Annotated in this window: 19 protein-coding genes; 12 read left to right on the top strand and 7 right to left on the bottom strand. The window is 54.0% G+C overall.

Annotation, left to right across the window (positions count from 1 at the left end):
* Positions 1-91: 91 nt before the first annotated feature.
* From AC4G46_RS31200 to AC4G46_RS31190, 3 genes are all read left to right on the top strand, one after another.
* Positions 92-1,504: a hypothetical protein gene (locus tag AC4G46_RS31200; RefSeq protein ID WP_491126035.1), complete on the top strand. Its 1,413-nt coding sequence runs from the start codon at positions 92-94 to the stop codon at positions 1,502-1,504.
* Positions 1,505-1,596: 92 nt separating this feature from the next.
* A complete protein-coding gene (locus AC4G46_RS31195; protein WP_491126034.1) occupies positions 1,597-1,881 on the top strand; it encodes a hypothetical protein in 285 nt (94 codons plus the stop codon).
* A 232-nt stretch (positions 1,882-2,113) separates the two neighbouring features.
* The gene (locus AC4G46_RS31190) at positions 2,114-2,956 is read left to right on the top strand and encodes an EcsC family protein (protein ID WP_491126033.1); all 843 of its coding nucleotides are present in this window, start codon (positions 2,114-2,116) and stop codon (positions 2,954-2,956) included.
* Positions 2,957-3,054: 98 nt separating this feature from the next.
* On the opposite strand, the gene AC4G46_RS31185 is transcribed toward AC4G46_RS31190, so the two are convergent.
* Together AC4G46_RS31185 and AC4G46_RS31180 are read right to left on the bottom strand one after the other, a co-directional pair.
* Complete coding sequence (locus tag AC4G46_RS31185; protein ID WP_491126032.1) at positions 3,055-3,375, bottom strand: putative quinol monooxygenase; 321 nt, start codon at positions 3,373-3,375, stop codon at positions 3,055-3,057.
* A 35-nt stretch (positions 3,376-3,410) separates the two neighbouring features.
* A complete protein-coding gene (locus AC4G46_RS31180; protein ID WP_491126031.1) occupies positions 3,411-3,680 on the bottom strand; it encodes a SunI/YnzG family protein in 270 nt (89 codons plus the stop codon).
* Positions 3,681-3,779: 99 nt separating this feature from the next.
* Here AC4G46_RS31180 and AC4G46_RS31175 point away from each other — a divergent pair, with 99 nt between their 5' ends.
* The 6 genes from AC4G46_RS31175 (at position 3,780) to AC4G46_RS31150 (ending at position 9,314) form a co-directional block, all read left to right on the top strand.
* Positions 3,780-4,991: a nitric oxide synthase oxygenase gene (locus AC4G46_RS31175; protein WP_491126030.1), complete on the top strand. Its 1,212-nt coding sequence runs from the start codon at positions 3,780-3,782 to the stop codon at positions 4,989-4,991.
* Positions 4,992-5,054: 63 nt separating this feature from the next.
* On the top strand, positions 5,055-5,411 hold the full coding sequence (locus AC4G46_RS31170; RefSeq protein WP_491126029.1) for a nucleotide excision repair endonuclease: 357 nt from the start codon (positions 5,055-5,057) through the stop codon (positions 5,409-5,411).
* 231 nt (positions 5,412-5,642) lie between these two features.
* A complete protein-coding gene (locus AC4G46_RS31165; protein WP_491126028.1) occupies positions 5,643-6,365 on the top strand; it encodes a hypothetical protein in 723 nt (240 codons plus the stop codon).
* A 5-nt stretch (positions 6,366-6,370) separates the two neighbouring features.
* Entirely contained in the window at positions 6,371-7,663 is a 1,293-nt protein-coding gene (locus AC4G46_RS31160) for a polysaccharide deacetylase family protein (RefSeq protein ID WP_491126027.1), read from the top strand.
* Between the two features lie 272 nt (positions 7,664-7,935).
* Positions 7,936-9,009: a dual-specificity RNA methyltransferase RlmN gene (gene rlmN / locus AC4G46_RS31155; protein WP_491126026.1), complete on the top strand. Its 1,074-nt coding sequence runs from the start codon at positions 7,936-7,938 to the stop codon at positions 9,007-9,009.
* A 17-nt stretch (positions 9,010-9,026) separates the two neighbouring features.
* On the top strand, positions 9,027-9,314 hold the full coding sequence (locus tag AC4G46_RS31150) for a DUF6509 family protein (RefSeq protein ID WP_491126025.1): 288 nt from the start codon (positions 9,027-9,029) through the stop codon (positions 9,312-9,314).
* Between the two features lie 70 nt (positions 9,315-9,384).
* Here the strand turns inward: AC4G46_RS31150 and AC4G46_RS31145 are convergent, their stop codons facing one another.
* Complete coding sequence (locus AC4G46_RS31145) at positions 9,385-10,134, bottom strand: esterase family protein (RefSeq protein WP_491126024.1); 750 nt, start codon at positions 10,132-10,134, stop codon at positions 9,385-9,387.
* A gap of 13 nt (positions 10,135-10,147) precedes the next feature.
* Positions 10,148-11,236, bottom strand: a complete 1,089-nt coding sequence (locus AC4G46_RS31140; RefSeq protein WP_491126023.1) for an ATP-grasp domain-containing protein — start codon at positions 11,234-11,236, stop codon at positions 10,148-10,150.
* A gap of 236 nt (positions 11,237-11,472) precedes the next feature.
* On the opposite strand from AC4G46_RS31140, the gene greA reads away from it, so the two are divergent.
* Together greA and AC4G46_RS31130 are read left to right on the top strand one after the other, a co-directional pair.
* Positions 11,473-11,952 carry a transcription elongation factor GreA gene (gene greA / locus AC4G46_RS31135; RefSeq protein WP_491126022.1) on the top strand — a complete coding sequence of 160 codons (480 nt, stop codon included), beginning with the start codon at positions 11,473-11,475 and terminating at the stop codon, positions 11,950-11,952.
* Between the two features lie 176 nt (positions 11,953-12,128).
* Positions 12,129-13,064 (top strand): AEC family transporter, encoded by a 936-nt coding sequence (locus AC4G46_RS31130; protein ID WP_491126021.1) that lies wholly within the window; start codon positions 12,129-12,131, stop codon positions 13,062-13,064.
* Here AC4G46_RS31130 and AC4G46_RS31125 read toward each other — a convergent pair.
* Positions 13,061-13,915 carry an aldo/keto reductase gene (locus AC4G46_RS31125; RefSeq protein WP_491126020.1) on the bottom strand — a complete coding sequence of 285 codons (855 nt, stop codon included), beginning with the start codon at positions 13,913-13,915 and terminating at the stop codon, positions 13,061-13,063. The genes AC4G46_RS31130 and AC4G46_RS31125 overlap by 4 nt on opposite strands.
* Before the next feature lie 78 nt (positions 13,916-13,993).
* A complete protein-coding gene (locus AC4G46_RS31120) occupies positions 13,994-15,199 on the bottom strand; it encodes an MFS transporter (protein ID WP_491126019.1) in 1,206 nt (401 codons plus the stop codon).
* Between the two features lie 145 nt (positions 15,200-15,344).
* Between AC4G46_RS31120 and AC4G46_RS31115 the strand changes: the two genes are divergently transcribed.
* Positions 15,345-15,743: a winged helix-turn-helix transcriptional regulator gene (locus tag AC4G46_RS31115; protein WP_277468005.1), complete on the top strand. Its 399-nt coding sequence runs from the start codon at positions 15,345-15,347 to the stop codon at positions 15,741-15,743.
* 93 nt (positions 15,744-15,836) lie between these two features.
* Here AC4G46_RS31115 and AC4G46_RS31110 read toward each other — a convergent pair whose 3' ends face one another.
* Positions 15,837-17,012, bottom strand: coding sequence for a response regulator (locus AC4G46_RS31110; protein ID WP_491126018.1), 1,176 nt, complete (start codon positions 17,010-17,012; stop codon positions 15,837-15,839).
* Position 17,013 lies beyond the last annotated feature (1 nt).

Genomic DNA, 17,013 nt, shown 5'->3' with positions numbered 1-17,013 from the left:
CGCTTCAGCCCGGAACCTGCGAACATACGCCCAGTCTTCTGCATAGCATATAGCACCATTCTGCTATAGAAGAAAGGGGGCGCGCTTCACAATGGGTATCCATTTAAGTGCAATCCACTATGTATATCTGGTCTTTATCGTGTTCATCCTGGCATTGCTGATCCGGCGGCGTGACACGACGATGATCTGTGTAGCCGGGATCTTTGCCCTGGGGCTGCTGGCAACAACGACTGTCACCGGTTCCGTGTCCGGAATATTTAATTCTTTTATTTACGCGACCAAGGAACTGATGGGGACCATTATGATTATCTCCATTATTGTGGCGATGAGCCGGATTCTGATCATTACAGGTATTAATGAAATGATGGTCGCTCCGCTAACCCGTTTCCTGCGGACGCCGGCAATGGCCTACTGGGGAATCGGGCTGATTATGATGGTAACCTCCTTCTTCTTCTGGCCCTCACCGGCAGTTGCGCTGGTCGGTGCTGTGCTGCTGCCGGTAGCCGTGAGGGTCGGCTTGCCTGCGCTCGGTGCGGCGATGGCGATGAACCTGTTCGGCCACGGTATCGCTTTGTCCGGCGATTACATTATTCAGGGCGCGCCCAAGCTGACTGCCGATGCCGCCGGCCTTCCGGTATCCAGTGTGATGCAGGCCAGCGTGCCGCTGGTTATTGTTATGGGGCTTGTAACTACAGTTACAGCCTTCTGGATGATGCGCCGGGACCAGAAGAACGGAACATGGAGAGACGGGCTGGTTACGGGAAAAGGGCCGGCAGACCTCGCGGCATCCGGAGCGGATGAGGCAGCGCCGGTCTATATGAGTACAGGGTTGCGCAAAGGGCTGGCCATCGCCATCCCGCTGCTGTTCCTGCTGGATGTCATCTGCATGTTCGTTCTGAACCTGCAGGGAGGGGATGCGACAGCCCTTGTCGGCGGCACAGCCGTGCTTATTCTGATCGTGACGACGCTGCTGGCTCACCGTAATCAGGGGCTGGAGAAGACGACCTCCTACCTGATCGAAGGCTTCGTCTTCGGCTTCAAGGTGTTCGGCCCGGTTATCCCGATCGCCGCCTTTTTCTACCTCGGCGATTCTGCCTTTACCGCGCTGTTCGGCAATGCGCTGCCGGACGGCTCGCACGGCATCGTCAACGACCTCGGCGTCGCCCTGGCGGAGCATGTGCCGCTTAACGGCGCAGTAGGAGCCGTAACGCTGACGGTGATCGGCGCGATCACCGGCCTCGACGGCTCCGGCTTCTCCGGCATCTCGCTGGCTGGCTCGATTGCCCAGATGTTCGCGGCGGCGATCCACTCCGGCGCCGCCACGCTGACCGCCCTTGGGCAGGTAGCCGCCATCTGGGTCGGCGGCGGCACCCTGATCCCGTGGGCGCTCATTCCCGCTGCCGCCATCTGCGGCGTCAGCCCGTTCGAACTGGCCCGGCGCAATCTGAAGCCGGTCCTGCTGGGGCTGGCGGCAATGACAGTAGCCGCCATGTTCCTGATCTAGGCCGCTCTGCCCGGCAGGCAGGTGCATAAGAACGCCTCCCCCTATCCATCCTAAAGAAGAACGACAGTGTAAGAGAAGGGGGAGTATCCAGCATGAAACCACATTACGAATCCAGCCTGCGGACCAACAGTACCGTGGATCAGGCCCATGATTCGGTCACTAAGCTGCATAATGCAGTCTCACAGGCGTTAAGCCATCCTGATGAGCAGACGATCGCCCAGGCAGAGAACAGCCTGGCACATGCAGAGGAAGCCGTCAGTCATGCACCGGAAGGCTCGGTGGAAGGCCATGGCGTAGAGCTGGTGGAAGAACGGCTGGCCGATGAACAGGAAAGGCTGGCGGGCCTGAAGCAGCAGCTGGGCGGATTTGAGGACTAGGGTAACGGTGTACAGCATACCTCCGGCATTTCCGGCATTGCCCGGGAATGCCTTTTTTCTGTAACGGTAACAGGGGGCAGATTATGCTGCCCTGGCATCCCGGCATTCAAGCAGGCCATTTGCGGTTAATTCTCTTAGAGATGATGAAACCGTCTGTACAGGCCGCCGTAGAACTTCAGAAACAGCGCAGCCTGCAGTGCCGGGCTGATATTAACCATATGGAGGGGATCGAATGCCGGACAATACAGGGAAGGCTGCATCATTAGAGACTCGGGAGGAACTGCTCAGCGCACTTTCCGGGATTGCTGCGTGGGAAAAGGAACAGAATAAACTGATGATCTGGGACCGGGTTACCCGTCTCCCGTTCAAGCTGCTCGACAAGGTCACCCCAAAGGTCATTCATGAAAAAATAGGCAAGCTGCTGGACGAGCTGGGCAGCTATATTCAGAACGGCGGCAATTATCTGGTAGCCGGACGCAAGGTAGGGCAGCTTGTAGAGGCTGAAGGCAGAGCTGCTGGTGCCCCGGAGCATGGGCCTTATCCGCTGGCGGTTATGGATGCCGCTGCGGAGAAGCTTAGCGGAAGCAGCCGGAACGTCGCCACCGTGCAGGGCGCGACAACGGGCTTCGGCGGAGTATTCACACTGGCTGCGGATATCCCGGCCATTCTGGGGCTGTCGCTGAAGGTGATTCAGGAGATCGGCCTGTGCTACGGCTTTGATCCCACCGATAAGACCGAGCGGATCTTTACGGTAAAAGTGATGCAGTTCGCATCCTCCGATGTAGTCGGCAAACGGACAATATTGCAGGAGCTGAATCTGCAGGCCGGCGGCAGCGGCGATATTACGGCCGGCGCCAATGCCGCTGTCTCCAAAATCCAGGGCTGGAAGGAAGTCATCACCGTATACCGTGATAACTGGGGCTGGAAGAAGCTGCTGCAGACGGTTCCGGTAGCGGGAATGTTCTTCGGCGCCTATACCAACCGCAAGGCGCTTGAGGATGTGGCGGAGGCGGCACAGATGCTCTACCGTAAGCGGAGAATTATGGCCCGGCTGGCCGAGCTGAATGAGGAATAGTTAATGCTGCCCCCCTGCGGCTTCTGATGCAGGGGGCAGCCGGCGTACCCGTCAGCTGGACGCAGGAATGATCAGGCTCCGCTATGGATTATAACGCTCTAAATGCCATTGCTGAAGGTTAATCCTTTTCCGCCGACCGGCCGGATTTTTGTTGACTCCACTCCGGCAATCAGCGGCATCGCCCGCCCGATCGCAGCTCTTGTAGCGTCAAGGGCAAGCGAGGCTGCATGGGCCTCCTGGCTGCTCCAGACCTCTGTTACCCAGAGGACATCAGGCTCTGTCTCAGCATGGTTGATGATGTATAGTTCGCATTCTGCCACCGCTTCAGCCGCTGCAGCACTTTCCAGCAAAATGGCCGCGAGTGCATCACGTTCACCAGGCTTGGCGGTGAACTTGGCATACATACCGAATTTGCTCATTTTTTAGCCTCCAAAACTATGGATTTTGATTACTGTCAGCTGCCTATATTCAACAGCTGCTCTGTTTTTTCCTTGATAACCTCTGCATTTGAGGTGAATAATAGATAAGACCGTTGCTTTGTCCGGATAACAACCCTGCCGGTGGTTCCATAAGGTGTGCCGATACGGATGGCTTCCTTGTCTGTGCCTCCATAAGTGTCATCCAGTGTTACTCCTGTTATTTCTGTAACCGGAATTTCAATTTTTGTTAACTGCCAGCGGATGATAAGGTTGTCACCTTGACGATTGATTTTAATTCCCGGCATATCACAGCTCCTCTTATATCATTTATATCCAGTAATTAACTGTTCAATAATAATATACGATTCAAGGATGATTTACACTATACGTAGGAAGAGGACCATATGGAAATACAGACCCGCGAAACAGCAAGCATGGAAGAACGAATAGAACAGGCTGAGTCATTTCTCCGGCAGTGTTACAGTGAATTAGAGAAATCACCTGCTGAGCTGAATGGACGCATAGAGGCAGTACATAAAGAAATCAGACAGACGGGAACCTATCTGCATACGGCGGAAGAGCTCACGCACGGTGCCAGAATGGCCTGGCGGCATAACAGCCGCTGTATCGGCAGGCTGTTCTGGCATACACTGGAGGTGAACGATGCCCGCCAGGCTGACACCGCCCCTCAAGTGGCGGAAGCGCTGCTCAGGCATCTTGAGCGGGCAGGCAACGGCGGCCGAATCCGTCCGGTCATGACCGTGTTCCGCAGCGGTACAGAGCCGGACAAGGTCATCCGGATCTGGAACCACCAGCTGATCCGCTATGCCGGATACCCGGCGGCAGACGGGCAGCCCCGCCGCGGCGATCCGGCCTCGGATGCCTTCACGGCAGTCTGCCGGAAGCTCGGCTGGCAGGGCAGCGGCGGTGACTTCGATGTGCTGCCGCTGGTCATCAGCATCGGGGAAGAGCCGCCGCGCTGGTTCACCATACCCGATGCGCTGGTACAGGAGGTGCCGCTCAGCCATCCGGAGATTGAACGTTTCGGCGAGCTGGGGCTGCGCTGGTATGCCGTACCGGTCGTGTCTGATATGCTGCTGGAGATTGGCGGAATCCGCTATCCGTCAGCCCCCTTTAACGGATGGTATATGGAGACGGAAATCGGCTCGCGCAATCTGGGCGACAACGGGCGGTACAACCGTCTTCCTGCGGTTGCAGATCTGCTGGGGCTTGACCGTTCAACCAACACCTCGCTCTGGAAGGACCGGGCACTGCTGGAGCTTAACCGCGCTGTACTGCATTCCTTTAAGCTGGCAGGGGTCAGCATTGTAGATCATCATACGGCCGCTGACCAGTTCGTCCGGTTTCAGGAGCAGGAGAGACAGAAGGGCCGGGAGGTGTCCGGCAAATGGCACTGGCTGATCCCGCCGATGTCACCTTCCTCGACACCAATCTGGGAAGACAACAAGCTGAGGGAGCTTAACCTGAGTCCGCGCCTGATGTATCAGAAGCCGGCTTTTGCCGGGAGGGACAGTAATCCGGACCGTGACGAACCCGCCGGCCAAGAGGCATCTGCAATGCCTCCCCGGGAGCTGAAATGCCCTTTTCATCAATAGTCAGGCCGTTTAATCTGTGATACTATGTAAGCTTAGTCCAGTAAAAAAGGGAAGTGAGCACGAATGATTAATATTACAATTCCTGCACCGGATGTTACGATCACCAAGCAAGAGAACCCGGTGCTGAGCCATATTTACGGATTTACCGACTTTCACCTGATTACGCGGGAGGCGGGCGGCATCTTTATGTTCTATAACGATAAGGATGAGCTGCTGTTTGTAGGCAAAGCAAGAAAGCTTAGACCGCGGATCAAAAAGCATTTCGAAGACAATGTCTCTGTAATGAAGCCTCACCGGGATGAAGTGACCAAGATTGAGGTCTGTATCGTGGAAGATCCGGTGGACCGGGAGATTTATGAAACGTACATTGTGAACAAGCTCAGAGCAAAATACAATGTAGAGAAGGTACTCTATAAATAAACTGCTCCAGTGCAGATGAGCGTAGTCCTTTCGGGCTGCGCTTTTTGCTGTGCCGGCTGCCGGTTGTCGGTCTAAAGACTTGGGTAATTATCCCTTTCGGAGTAAAATGGTCCTTTGGATATACGACTGAAAGTTAGACAATTCGGCTCACTTCCGGACCAGGTAAATCATCTATAATAATCTCGTAAATGCTCGACATTTTTTGACATTTTATCTCGAGGTGATGAATAGATGGCAGGTTCTTTTTTCAGGAAAAAAGATGCGGCAGAACGGACGCTGAATCCCGGAGCAGCACCGGTGCCGCAGGCGGAGGAAGCACCTGCAGGGGAGCCGGACAGCGGCGGGCACAATGACAGCACAGCCGGTCTGATCTCGGCGGGCAAGACCCAGCTGGATAAGAAATCGCTGGATCTGATTTTTGCAGTGGAACAGATGATTCAGGCCAGAGCACATGCCGAATCAAGCAACTATGAGCTTCAGGACCGCCTGAATCACTCTAGCAGCCATATTGAGCGGCTCGGCAAGGATTTGAGAAATCTGAACAAGGTCATTGAAGACCGGGAGAAGGATATCCTGGAGCTGGAACAGCGCCTGGCCGAGAAGAATCTGAAAATGGACCAGGTGCTGGAGGATCACCGCGAGCTTCAGGACACAATGTCAGCTAAGGCCGACGAGCTCAAAAGCACGATTGATCTGGAGCAGCAGAAGTACGCCAAGCTGATGCAGAAGCATCATGAAGCCCATGTGGATAAGCACAAGCGGATTATTGAGCTGGAGGACCGGATCAGCCGGCTGGAGACAGAGAACGGGCATTTGCGGCAGAAATACGAAACAGTCCGGCAGGAGAAGGCTTACCTCTCCGGAATGATCAGTGATTTTACGAGCCGGATGACCGCTCCCTTTAGTGCCGGCAGTCCTGCCGCAGAGCGTAATGAAGAATACGGGGATACATAACGGATATGGCTGCACATGATGATAACACCGGTCTGTTGGTCGAACTGCTGGCGCTTGGCAACCGGGACGGAGGCTGTCAATTGGAGCTGGGTATAACCGGCCGGGACGGCTGCAGAAGACATATACTCAGCATTGATGAACATACATATCTGCAAATCGCTGCGCTCGGCCCCTTAAGCGGGCATAAGGTGCGGTTGTCGTTATACATGAAATGGGACCCTTTCCGCCGGACATATTTCAGCAGTCTGGTCCGGATGAAAGAGACCTATAGCGAAACTTTGTACTTTAACTGCTCAGAGCGCTACGGGGAGCAGCTGCTTGAGCTGAAGGAACAGGAATATGCTCCCTCCCGGGAAGCGGACCCGCAGGAGGCTGCGGCGGATGCCCGCATCGTGCCTGTACTGTCAGGGTATAAGCAGGCGGCGCTACCAGGTTCTAAATATAAACGGACGGTGCTGCTGCGCGGCCTGATGTTCGGTTTTCTGCTGGTTCTGCTCCTGCTGCGTATGGACGGGGGAGAGACATGGCTGTTTGCAAACAGCGTTGAAGCCAGGCAGGATAATACGAATGCAGACGCGGCATCCCCAGGTGCATCAGCAGCACCTGAAGCAATCAGCCCGGACGGGTTACGGCTGGTCCCGCTTTCGGGCAGAACGGCCCAGGCTGCTCCGGCGCAAGCGGAACTGCCCGCGCAGCCCCGGGCGCTTTATGAGACGATTGAGCTTTCCGGAGACAGCTATACCTACAGTCTGCCGGAGGGCTATGTAGCCCTCACCTTTGATGACGGCCCTTCATCTTACACCAGACAGCTGGTAGATATTCTGGTGAAGGAAGGGGTGGCGGCAAACTTCCTGTTCATCGGCGTGAATGCCAGCCGTAATCCCGGGGCGGTCCGCTATGCCGATGAGCATGGCATGCCGGTCGGGAACCATTCCTGGGATCACAGCGATATGACAGCTAACCCGGCGGAGGAGAACCGGATTAACCTGGAACGGGCGAGCCGGTCACTGGAGCAGGTTACAGCTGCACCGGTTACAATTTTCAGGCCGCCCTATGGAGCGGTGAGCAGCCAGCTCGCCGAAGAGGCGGACAGCCAGCGGCTAAAAGTTCTGCTCTGGAACCGTGACCCGGAGGACTGGAAAGCGGCAGGCCCGAAGGATATTCTTGATTACTTCAAGGGATCTGAACCGTCGGGCGGCATTTATCTGCTGCATGAGAAGCAAATGACCCTGCAGGCCCTTCCTGAAATCATTGCCTATCTGAAAGGGCGGGGGCTAAAGTTTGCCGTTTTTAAATAATCCAGCCTGAATAAACAACTGTACGAGCAGCGTGTCCTGTAGAAGAAGCAGGGACGCTGCTTCTTTATGCGCATTAACGTTTGTTATGTCAGCGCTCCTGTGAAAGCTTTGTGTAATCTTGCAATTGCTGCTCCCGGAGCTCGGATTGCTCTTGTTTTAATAAGTAAAATTTGAGAGAATGAGAAGATATTGTTGTTGGCATATGAGGCTGTGAAAGCTACAATAGAAAGTTGGAGCAGATTTAACTTTAATGTTTTGAAAAGAGGTATACCATGAATAAACAATCCATTTATGGATTAACTTTAGAAGAGCTGACGTCATGGCTGATGGAGCACGGGCATAAGAGGTCCCGGGCTGCCAAGGTCTGGGAATATGTGTACCGCAAACGGGTTACTGATTTTGAAGAGATGACAGAGGCCAACAAGGAATGCGTCCGGCTGCTGTCCGAGCATTTTGTATTTCAGTCGATGGAGGAGCATGTGAAGCAGGAGTCCGCTGACGGTACCGTCAAGTTCCTGTTCCGCCTGTATGACGGCAATCTGATTGAAACCGTGCTGATGCGGCAAAAATACGGCCTGTCCGTCTGTGTGACCACTCAGGTCGGCTGCAACATCGGCTGCAGCTTCTGCGCGAGCGGGCTCTTGGCCAAGAGCCGTGACCTGTCGAGCGGAGAGATTGTCGAGCAGATCATGAAGGTCCAGCTGCATCTGGATCAGGCCGGCCTGGGCCAGCGGGTCAGCCATGTTGTAGTCATGGGGATCGGTGAGCCGTTCGATAACTTCACGAACCTGCTGAAATTCCTGACAACCGTCAAGGATCACAAGGGACTTGCGATCGCCGGCAAGGGCATCACGGTATCGACAAGCGGCCTGGCCGGCAAAATCAGAGAATTTGCTGATGCCAACACGCAGGTGAATCTTGCCATCTCGCTGCATGCGCCGAATAACGAGCTGCGGACCTCGATCATGAAGATTAACCGCGCCATTCCTTTGGAGAAATTGATGCCGGCGATTGATTATTATCTGGAGAAGACGAACCGGCGGATTACGCTGGAATATATTCTGCTGAAGGATATCAATGACCAGCAGGAGCATGCGCTTGAGCTGGCCGAGCTGATCGGCGAGCACCGCCGGCAGCTGGTTAATGTCAACCTGATTCCGTACAATCCGGTCGATGAGCACAGCCAGTACCAGCGGACTGACCGGGAAGTGGTTCGCGCCTTCTTCGACACGCTGAAGAAGCAGGGAGTCAGCGTCAGCACACGTCTGGAGCATGGAGTGGATATCGACGCCGCCTGCGGACAGCTGCGCAGCAAGCAGATCAAGAAGACCCAGGAAGCTATCTAAAGAAAGAAGGTTCGTGTGTGCTGACATTTACAAGTTATACGGTCGAGGATATTAAAGATCCTTTCGGCATTCTGAGCGGCAAGCGGTATGAGTTCATGATTAATCTGGATATTCCGGAAGAGGATGAGCTGTACGAGGAGAACGGGGTATCTGTACGTGCTGTAGTCAAGGCAGAAGCGGGTGAAGCCGTGCTGGTTACTTACGATCTGCTGGAGACAACCACCGGCAAGCTGCTTGAGTTCGACCTGGAAGATGATGAAGAAGCCGAGCTGGCACAGTTCTGCAAGGAGCATCTGCCGGAGTAACCCCATACCACTGTACGCCAGAAAGCCCCGGAGCCAAGTGCTCCGGGGCTTTTTGCTCCCGTAAATATTTTTACAAAACGCCGCTTATATAGTAATAAATCTGCCGGTTCCACCAGTACCAGTCGTGATCCACATCATACCCCCAGTAATCGACCTGCGCCGGAATGCCTTTTCGCGTAAGCAGCTCCTCGATCAGCCGGGTTTCATGCAGCATTTCATCTTCGTAGGCACCCTGGCCGACACACAGGATAATCCTGCTGCTGCGGTACTCGTTCAGGTAATCCTCATCCGCAAGGTTCGGCAGGTAATGGAGCGGAGAGTTGTAATAGACATTTTCACTCATATAATCGCCGAAGAAGTAATAAGTGGAGTACACGCCGCTCAGGGCGATCAGCGTATCGAAGTAGTGCGGATAACGGAAAAAGAAGCTGCCGCTGTAGTAGGCGCCCATCGAGCAGCCGGAAATCAGGATTTTCTGGTCATCCCCGCCGTTGTTCCATTTGCTCTCATGGAGGATACCGGGAATAAGCTCCTGCGTGATGTATTTGTCATACTGCTCATGCCGGACCGCCTTATCTTCATGATTCCAGTGAGGGGAAAAGAACGTCTCCTCATCAATGCTGTCACAGGCCCAAATCTGCAGCTTGCCCGCTTCAATGAAACTGGAAAGGGTCGCAATCATCCCGGAATCCTCATATTGATAAAACCGGCCAAGCGAGGTGGGGAAGACAAGCATCGGTTTGCCGGCGTGGCCGTATACTTTATACTCCATGTCCCTGTTCAGGTGACGGCTGTATTCCTTGCGGTAGCTTGTCTCCATCCGTTAGCACATCCTATCCTTCTTCTTGTTGTATATACTTCACGATTTCTCTGACAGTCTCAAGGTCGGGGGAGCGGAACTGATAAGCGCTGTTGCCCATCGCTCTGCTGAACACCTCTTCGATCTCGGCGTAGTTTACGATTTTATCACCATAGGTACGGTAAATGTCTTCATGGCTGTGGGTGTAGTGCTTGTGCCGCTTGCGGCTGGCATAGCCGGTGTAGTATTTGCCTTCATACGGGCCGCCGACCTCATTCCTGGCCACCATCCCTGCCCATTCCTTATACACGTCAACATCATAGGAGAAGTTAATGGCATCCGTCATCCACGCACCGGGCGGCCGCATATTTACTTCAAGCGCAATAATCCGTCCGTCTTTGTTCGATTTGAACAGCTCGATATGGAAGAAACGTTCCCTGATGTCAAAAGCCTTCAGAATGCTTCTTCCGGCTTCCTCAACCTCCGGACTAATGTCCTTCAGGCAGAAATAATAGAGGTGGTTGTCCGTATTCACGACGTCCATGACGCTGTTCTCGAACAGGTGGCTGACGGCGAACCGGACTTCTCCGTTTCGATCAACCAGACCATCATAGGTGAAAATCACCCCGTCGATAAATTCCTCAATGATAAACGAGACATCAGCCGGCTTGTTATCAAAAAAGTGCTGCAGCTCAGCTTCGTTACTGATCTTGAAGGTGTTGCTGGCCCCTGAGCCGAGGTCAGGCTTGACCACCAGCGGGAATCCGGCGCTTTGGATGAATTCATCCACGCTTTCACGGGTGGTTCCGGTGGAGAACTGGACGGTGCTTACCCCGCTTTTGCGGAAAAATTCCTTCATTTTGGATTTGTGCTTCAAATTCTGGACGAAATCATTTTTGGTGCCGTAGATGTTAAAATCAGTCCGGATCGCGGCATCCTGCTCCAGCCAGTATTCATTCAGCGACTCAAACCGGTCAATTTTACCGTATTTATGGGTGAAATAGCCGACGGCCCGCAGAATTTCTTCGTAATTTTCTAGGTCTGACACCTTATAGTATTCCGTCAGTGCAAGCTGCAGCCGATCCTCCAGATGAGCATATTCGGCATCGCCGATCCCGAGCACGAACACCCCCTGGCGCTGCAGCTGGATACAGAAATCAGCGCTGTTTCTGGGGAAATGAGGGGAAAAGAAAACAAAGTTAATGGTGACCAGCCCCTTTGGCTAAAGTGTAATTCCGAGTCAATTCGTGTGATTAATTTAATCTAATCTACCAGCTGCACTGCTTTTCGTCAATCCTTTTACAGAACTGAAATATAGGGTAGAATACAATAAAGCAGGCAAAAATAGGAGTTGTGAACATGTCTAATGAAGAAGTATTCTTGACCAAGGAAGGTTTGGCCAAGCTCGAGGACGAGCTCAGAGAGCTCAAGGGACCAGGACGTAAAGAGCTTGCCGCCCGTCTTAAGCTGGCGATCAGCTACGGTGACCTTAAGGAGAACAGCGAGTATCACTCGGCCAAGGAAGACCAGTCCTTCATGGAGACCCGTATTATGATCCTGGAGAAAATGCTGATTAAGGCGCAGATCGTCGATTCCAGCAGCATGGATCTGAGCACAGTCAGTGTAGGTACTGTTGTTATTCTTAACGATGTGGAATTCGCTGAAAAGATCGAATACAGAGTAGTGGGTCCGGCTGAAGCGGATGTGCTGGAAAACAAGATTTCGTATGAAAGCCCGCTGGGCAAAGAGCTGCTCGGCAAAAAGGTCGGCGACATCATCAGTGTCAATGCTCCAATGGGTGTCATTCAATATGAGCTCCTGGAGATCAAAGCAGATTAAAGACAGAAATCCCTGTTTCCCGGTATTCCGGGGACAGGGATTTTTGGTGTGCCTGCCTATAGCATTCAGTCTCTCCATAGGCGTTGTCTATTAAGCATATTGTCTCCAAATCTTGGACGGTGCTTGCTTCCAGGGGTATAGTAGGGAATAACTATAGCATAGAGGAGTCCTGGACCGTGATTCAGCAGGTATTATCGACCTTAGTGGAGGTTATCGTGCCGCTGGCCATCCCCGTTACCGCCGGAGCGCTGCTGGCCCGCTACAAAAATTTGGACACCAAGCCGTTACTGACGCTTTATCTGTACTTTCTGACCCCGGCCATCATTCTTGATACGCTGGCTAATGCCGAGATATCCTTCGGCGATGTATATCAGACGATTGCCTTCGCGCTGCTAAATCTGCTGCTTCTATGGCTTGTGTCGCTGGTGCTCGGCAGGCTGCTGAAGCTGGATCCGCCGGAAGCGGCGGGGCTGACCCTGATCTCCACCTTTACGAACAGCGTTAACTACGGGCTGCCGCTGGTCCTGCTGGCCTTCGGACAGCTTGGACTCGACAAGGCCTCGGTCTATGTCATTGTCCAGATGGTGATCGTGAATACGATCGGCGTGTATTTCGCCGCCCGGTCACAGTTTAATGTAAAAAGCGCAGTGAAATCCGTCTTTGCCCTTCCCGCCGTCTATGCCGCTTTGCTCGCTCTGCTGCTGAGAGGGCTTGGCCTGCAGCTGCCGCAGGAGCTGGCCTCAGGCGTCTCTATGGTAGCGGGAGCGTATTCGCCGGTCGTACTGGCAATTCTCGGAGCGCAGATGGTCAGGGTCAGAGCCGGCCACACCGAGCGCAATGTGCAGCTGGCCTTCTGGACAGGCCTGTCTGTCCGGCTGCTGCTGTCACCGCTGATTGCCCTGCTGGTCCTGCTGCTGCTGAATATTTCCGGCACCTTGTTCTCGGTGCTGCTCGTTTTGGCCTCCATGCCGGTTGCCGTCAACTCGGTCGTGCTGGCCGAGCGGTTCGGCAGCTCGCCTTCGCTGGTATCCCGCTGCATTGTCTGGACCACACTGGCCTCCTTCCTGGTGCTGCCGGTGCTGATTACAGCAGTAGGCAGTGCCCAGCCTTAGAAATCAAAGTTGTCCGGGTCCGGACCGACCCGCTGGTCGCGGTTCAGGCCGTCAATGACTGCCATTTCTTCAGCGCTCAGCTCGAAATCGAACAGTGCGGCGTTCTCCTGAATCCGCAGCTCCTTCGTTGACTTCGGAATGGTTACGATGCCATGCTGCAGGTCCCAGCGGAGAATGACCTGGGCGACTGACTTTCCTGCTCTCGCAGCAATGCTTTGCAGGTCTGGCTGATCAAGCAGCCCGCCCTGCATCAGCGGCGACCAGGCTTCGATCTGGATGCCCTGCTCACGGCAATAGCTTCTGAGCTCCTGCTGGGACAGGTAAGGATGGAGCTCAACCTGATTGACTGCCGGGCGGATTTCTGCATCCTTAAGCAGCTCCTCCAGGTGATGAATCTGGAAATTGCTGACCCCGATCGCTTTGACCCGGCCTGTCTTGAAGAGCGTTTCGAGCGCTCTCCAGGCTTCTTTGTATTTGTCCTTCACCGGCCAGTGGATCAGGTACAGATCCAGATAGTCCAGGCCGAGTCTTTCCAGGCTGGCCTCGTAGGCGGCCAGCGTCTCCTCATAGCCAAGATCGGCATTCCACACTTTAGAGGTGATGAAGAGCTCCTCGCGCTGCAGCCCGTTCTCTGCCAGTGCCTCCGCAATAGCCTGTCCTACTCCCCGCTCATTCTGATAAATGGCTGCAGTATCAATACTCCGGTAGCCTTGGGCAACTGCTGATTTTACCGCCTGCACGAGTTCATCGCCATCGGCCACCTGGAAAACACCCAGGCCGAGCCAGGGCATCTTTACGCCTCCTTGTAATACTGTTGTATCCTGCAAATGCTGTGCTGTATGTTGTGTCATTAGAAATAACCTCCGAGACGGATTGTTGTAATCCGGATTTAGTTGATCTGGCAGTGTAATGACTGGATAGTTCCCGGGTCAGGCTGTTGTACGATGCGTCAGCTGTTCATCTCTGCGCTCAAGCGAACGGCTCCGCGCGGTAAGGACTACCGCGCCAAGCACCATGACTGACCCGACCCAGGCTGTATGAATCAGGCCCAGGTGCTCTGTGACGATTCCGCCGAGATAGGCGCCGATGGCGATGCCGGCATTGAAGGCGGCGATGTTTACCGCAGAGGCAATGTCCCTGGCTCCAGGCGCGTACCGGTCAGCCAGCATTACGACATAGGATTGCAACCCGGGTACGTTCATGAAGGCGAGCAGGCCCATGAAGATAATGGTGACGAGCGCCGCGGTCTTGAACGGGGCCGTGAAGGTCAGGATCAGCAGCACGGCCGCCTGCAGGGCGAACATGTAAAACAGGGCATTCATCGGTCTATGATTCGCGGCTTTGCCGCCGATAACATTGCCGGCGGCAATTGCCAAGCCATAAACGAGCAGGATTACGGCAACTGTCTGCTCCTTGAAGCCGCTGATTTCATGCAGCAGCGGCGATAGGTAGGTGAAGACAGCGAAAGTACCGCCATATCCAAGAGCTGTTATGGCAAAAGCCAGCAGCAGCCGCCCGCTCGTCACCAGCTTGATCTGCTCACTCAGAGGTGTGCGCTGACCTGTGCGTAATCCGGAAGGGATAAGCAGCAGATTGGCGGCCAGTGCAGCAACACCAACAGCGGCAATAGCGATAAAGGCTGCCCGCCAGCCCAGGTGCTGGCCTAGCAGCGTGCCGAGCGGTACGCCTGTTACGGTGGCGACGGTCAGGCCGGTAAACATAATGGAGATAGCACTGGCCTTGCGGTTCTCCGGCACAAGATCTGCGGCGATCGTTGAAGCAATTGACATGAACAGGCCGTGGGACAAGGCGGAGATGACCCGGGCTGTCAGCAGCAGGACAATGCCGCTTGAAGCGGCGGCAAGGCTGTTGCCGAGGATAAACAGCACCATCAGCGCCAGCAGCAGTGTTTTGCGGGACACCGCCGTTGTCAGGGAAGTCAGGACAGGCGCCCCGAAGGTAACGCCGAGAGCGTAGAGGGTGACCGTCAGTCCGGCCGCCGTTACGGATATATGCAGGTCATCAGCTATCAGCGGCAGCAGCCCGACACTGATAAACTCGGTTGTTCCGATAGCAAAAGCGCTGACTGCAAGCGCCAGCAGCGCGAGCGTGCTTCTTTTTTGATTCAAGGACATGTTTTCCACTCCTGTAGTATGGTAATCACCGGCCGGTAAATGCTATTATGAACCACGTAGGCGATAGTGGATAGTACGTACTTAAAAGTACTATAGGTACTAAAAAGTACCTATACCATGCTAACAAAACCTTTAGGAGGACCCCATGTCCAAAAAATATAATATCTCCGTTGAAGCTACTCTGGAAGTGATCGGCGGCAAATGGAAATGCGTGATTCTCTGCCATCTGACCCACGGCAAGCTGCGGACCAGCGATTTAAAGCGGCATATGCCGAACATTACGCAAAAGATGCTCACTCAGCAGCTCCGTGAGCTGGAGGAGGACGGGATTGTCAACCGGATCAGCTACAATCAGGTGCCGCCCAAGGTGGAATATGAGCTGAGTGAATACGGACAGTCGCTGCGCGCCATTCTCGATTCGCTGTGCGCCTGGGGCGAACGGCATATTATCAGGGAGTATGGTGATAAATTCGCTGTGCTGGAGGACAATGTGCTGAACCATAAGAAACTGGAAGACCAGCCGGCCGGTATAGAACAGCTGTAGTTATTCCGCGGATATGCTGAATTATGACAACCAAAAAAACCGTAAGTGCTCCTTTCCGGAGAACTTGCGGTTTTTTTGTAGGGGAAAAAGGATTTAATCCGGTCTGCCTTCTGTGACCTGAATGGTGAATACAAAGGCTGCACCCTGCTCCATGCCTGTTCTGGCATAAATGGTACCGCCCATCAGCTCGACGAGCATTTTGCAGATGGACAACCCAAGACCGGTCCCGCCGAATTTCCGGTTAATGGTTGCATCAACCTGGGTAAACGGCTGGAACAGATATTTCATTTTATCGTCCGGAATCCCTACGCCGGTATCTTCAACCACAAATTCCAGCTGCAGTACGCCGTCCATCGCCTGTCTGAGACGCGCGTGTACCTTTACACTGCCGCTGATGGTGAATTTAATGGCATTTCCGATCAGGTTGTTAAGCACCTGTCTCAGGCGGTTGGAATCTCCGACCAGCAGGGCGGGAATATTAGGGTCAATCAGCATCTCCAGTGCCAGGCTGCGTTCCATCGCCAGCGCCCTGAACAGGTCGAGCGTTTCCTTGAGGCAGGAATGGAGGTTGAACAGCTCGTAGTCCAGCTCCATTTTGCCGGATTCAATCTTGGTGAAGTCCAGGATATGGTTGATTACCGACAGCAGGGCATGACCGCTGGTATGGATAATATCGGCCATCTCCAGATCATCTGATGACAGATCCGAAGTCCGCAGCACATCAGACATGGCGATGATCCCATTGAGCGGGGTTCTGATCTCATGGCTCATCATGGCGAGAAAGCCGCTTTTGATCCGCAGTGCCACCTCTGCTGTATCCTTCAGCTCAGTGAGCACGATATTGGCCGACTCCAGCTCCTGTGTTTTGAGCTGCAGCTCCTTGCGGGTCTGGAACATGCGGACGAAGCCGTCAATCTTGCTCTTCAGCACCAGCGGATGGAACGGCTTGGTCAGGTAATCTATAGCTCCGGCCGTGTAGGCCATCATATAATTCTCCAGCTCCGAGGTGAGCGAGGTCAAAAAGATGATCGGAATATCTTTTGATTTTTTGCGCATCTTGATCCGTTTGGCTGTCTCAAAGCCATTCATATCGGGCATTAGGACATCCATAATAATCAGGGCAAATTCCTGCTCCAGCAGGTGCTTCAGGGCATCCATCCCCGAGGTGGCATGAACGAGCCGGTATGGTTTATCCGCAAGCAGGGCTTGAACAGAGAGAAACTCATCGGGACGATCATCTACAATCAAAATATTAACAGGATAATCCATA

The sequence above is a fragment of the Paenibacillus sp. fava2 genome (assembly GCF_058313675.1).
This window is presented reverse-complemented; position numbering and strand designations above follow the sequence as displayed.

Excerpts from the sequence above, each read along its gene's own strand:
- AC4G46_RS31200 (WP_491126035.1), top strand. The coding sequence starts at position 92 with ATGGGTATCCATTTAAGTGCAATCCACTATGTATATCTGGTCTTTATC.
- AC4G46_RS31195 (WP_491126034.1), top strand. The coding sequence starts at position 1,597 with ATGAAACCACATTACGAATCCAGCCTGCGGACCAACAGTACCGTGGAT.
- AC4G46_RS31190 (WP_491126033.1), top strand. The coding sequence starts at position 2,114 with ATGCCGGACAATACAGGGAAGGCTGCATCATTAGAGACTCGGGAGGAA.
- AC4G46_RS31185 (WP_491126032.1), bottom strand. The coding sequence starts at position 3,375 with ATGAGCAAATTCGGTATGTATGCCAAGTTCACCGCCAAGCCTGGTGAA.
- AC4G46_RS31180 (WP_491126031.1), bottom strand. The coding sequence starts at position 3,680 with ATGCCGGGAATTAAAATCAATCGTCAAGGTGACAACCTTATCATCCGC.
- AC4G46_RS31175 (WP_491126030.1), top strand. The coding sequence starts at position 3,780 with ATGGAAATACAGACCCGCGAAACAGCAAGCATGGAAGAACGAATAGAA.
- AC4G46_RS31170 (WP_491126029.1), top strand. The coding sequence starts at position 5,055 with ATGATTAATATTACAATTCCTGCACCGGATGTTACGATCACCAAGCAA.
- AC4G46_RS31165 (WP_491126028.1), top strand. The coding sequence starts at position 5,643 with ATGGCAGGTTCTTTTTTCAGGAAAAAAGATGCGGCAGAACGGACGCTG.
- AC4G46_RS31160 (WP_491126027.1), top strand. The coding sequence starts at position 6,371 with ATGGCTGCACATGATGATAACACCGGTCTGTTGGTCGAACTGCTGGCG.
- rlmN (WP_491126026.1), top strand. The coding sequence starts at position 7,936 with ATGAATAAACAATCCATTTATGGATTAACTTTAGAAGAGCTGACGTCA.
- AC4G46_RS31145 (WP_491126024.1), bottom strand. The coding sequence starts at position 10,134 with ATGGAGACAAGCTACCGCAAGGAATACAGCCGTCACCTGAACAGGGAC.
- greA (WP_491126022.1), top strand. The coding sequence starts at position 11,473 with ATGTCTAATGAAGAAGTATTCTTGACCAAGGAAGGTTTGGCCAAGCTC.
- AC4G46_RS31125 (WP_491126020.1), bottom strand. The coding sequence starts at position 13,915 with ATGACACAACATACAGCACAGCATTTGCAGGATACAACAGTATTACAA.
- AC4G46_RS31120 (WP_491126019.1), bottom strand. The coding sequence starts at position 15,199 with ATGTCCTTGAATCAAAAAAGAAGCACGCTCGCGCTGCTGGCGCTTGCA.
- AC4G46_RS31115 (WP_277468005.1), top strand. The coding sequence starts at position 15,345 with ATGTCCAAAAAATATAATATCTCCGTTGAAGCTACTCTGGAAGTGATC.
- AC4G46_RS31110 (WP_491126018.1), bottom strand. The coding sequence starts at position 17,012 with ATGGATTATCCTGTTAATATTTTGATTGTAGATGATCGTCCCGATGAG.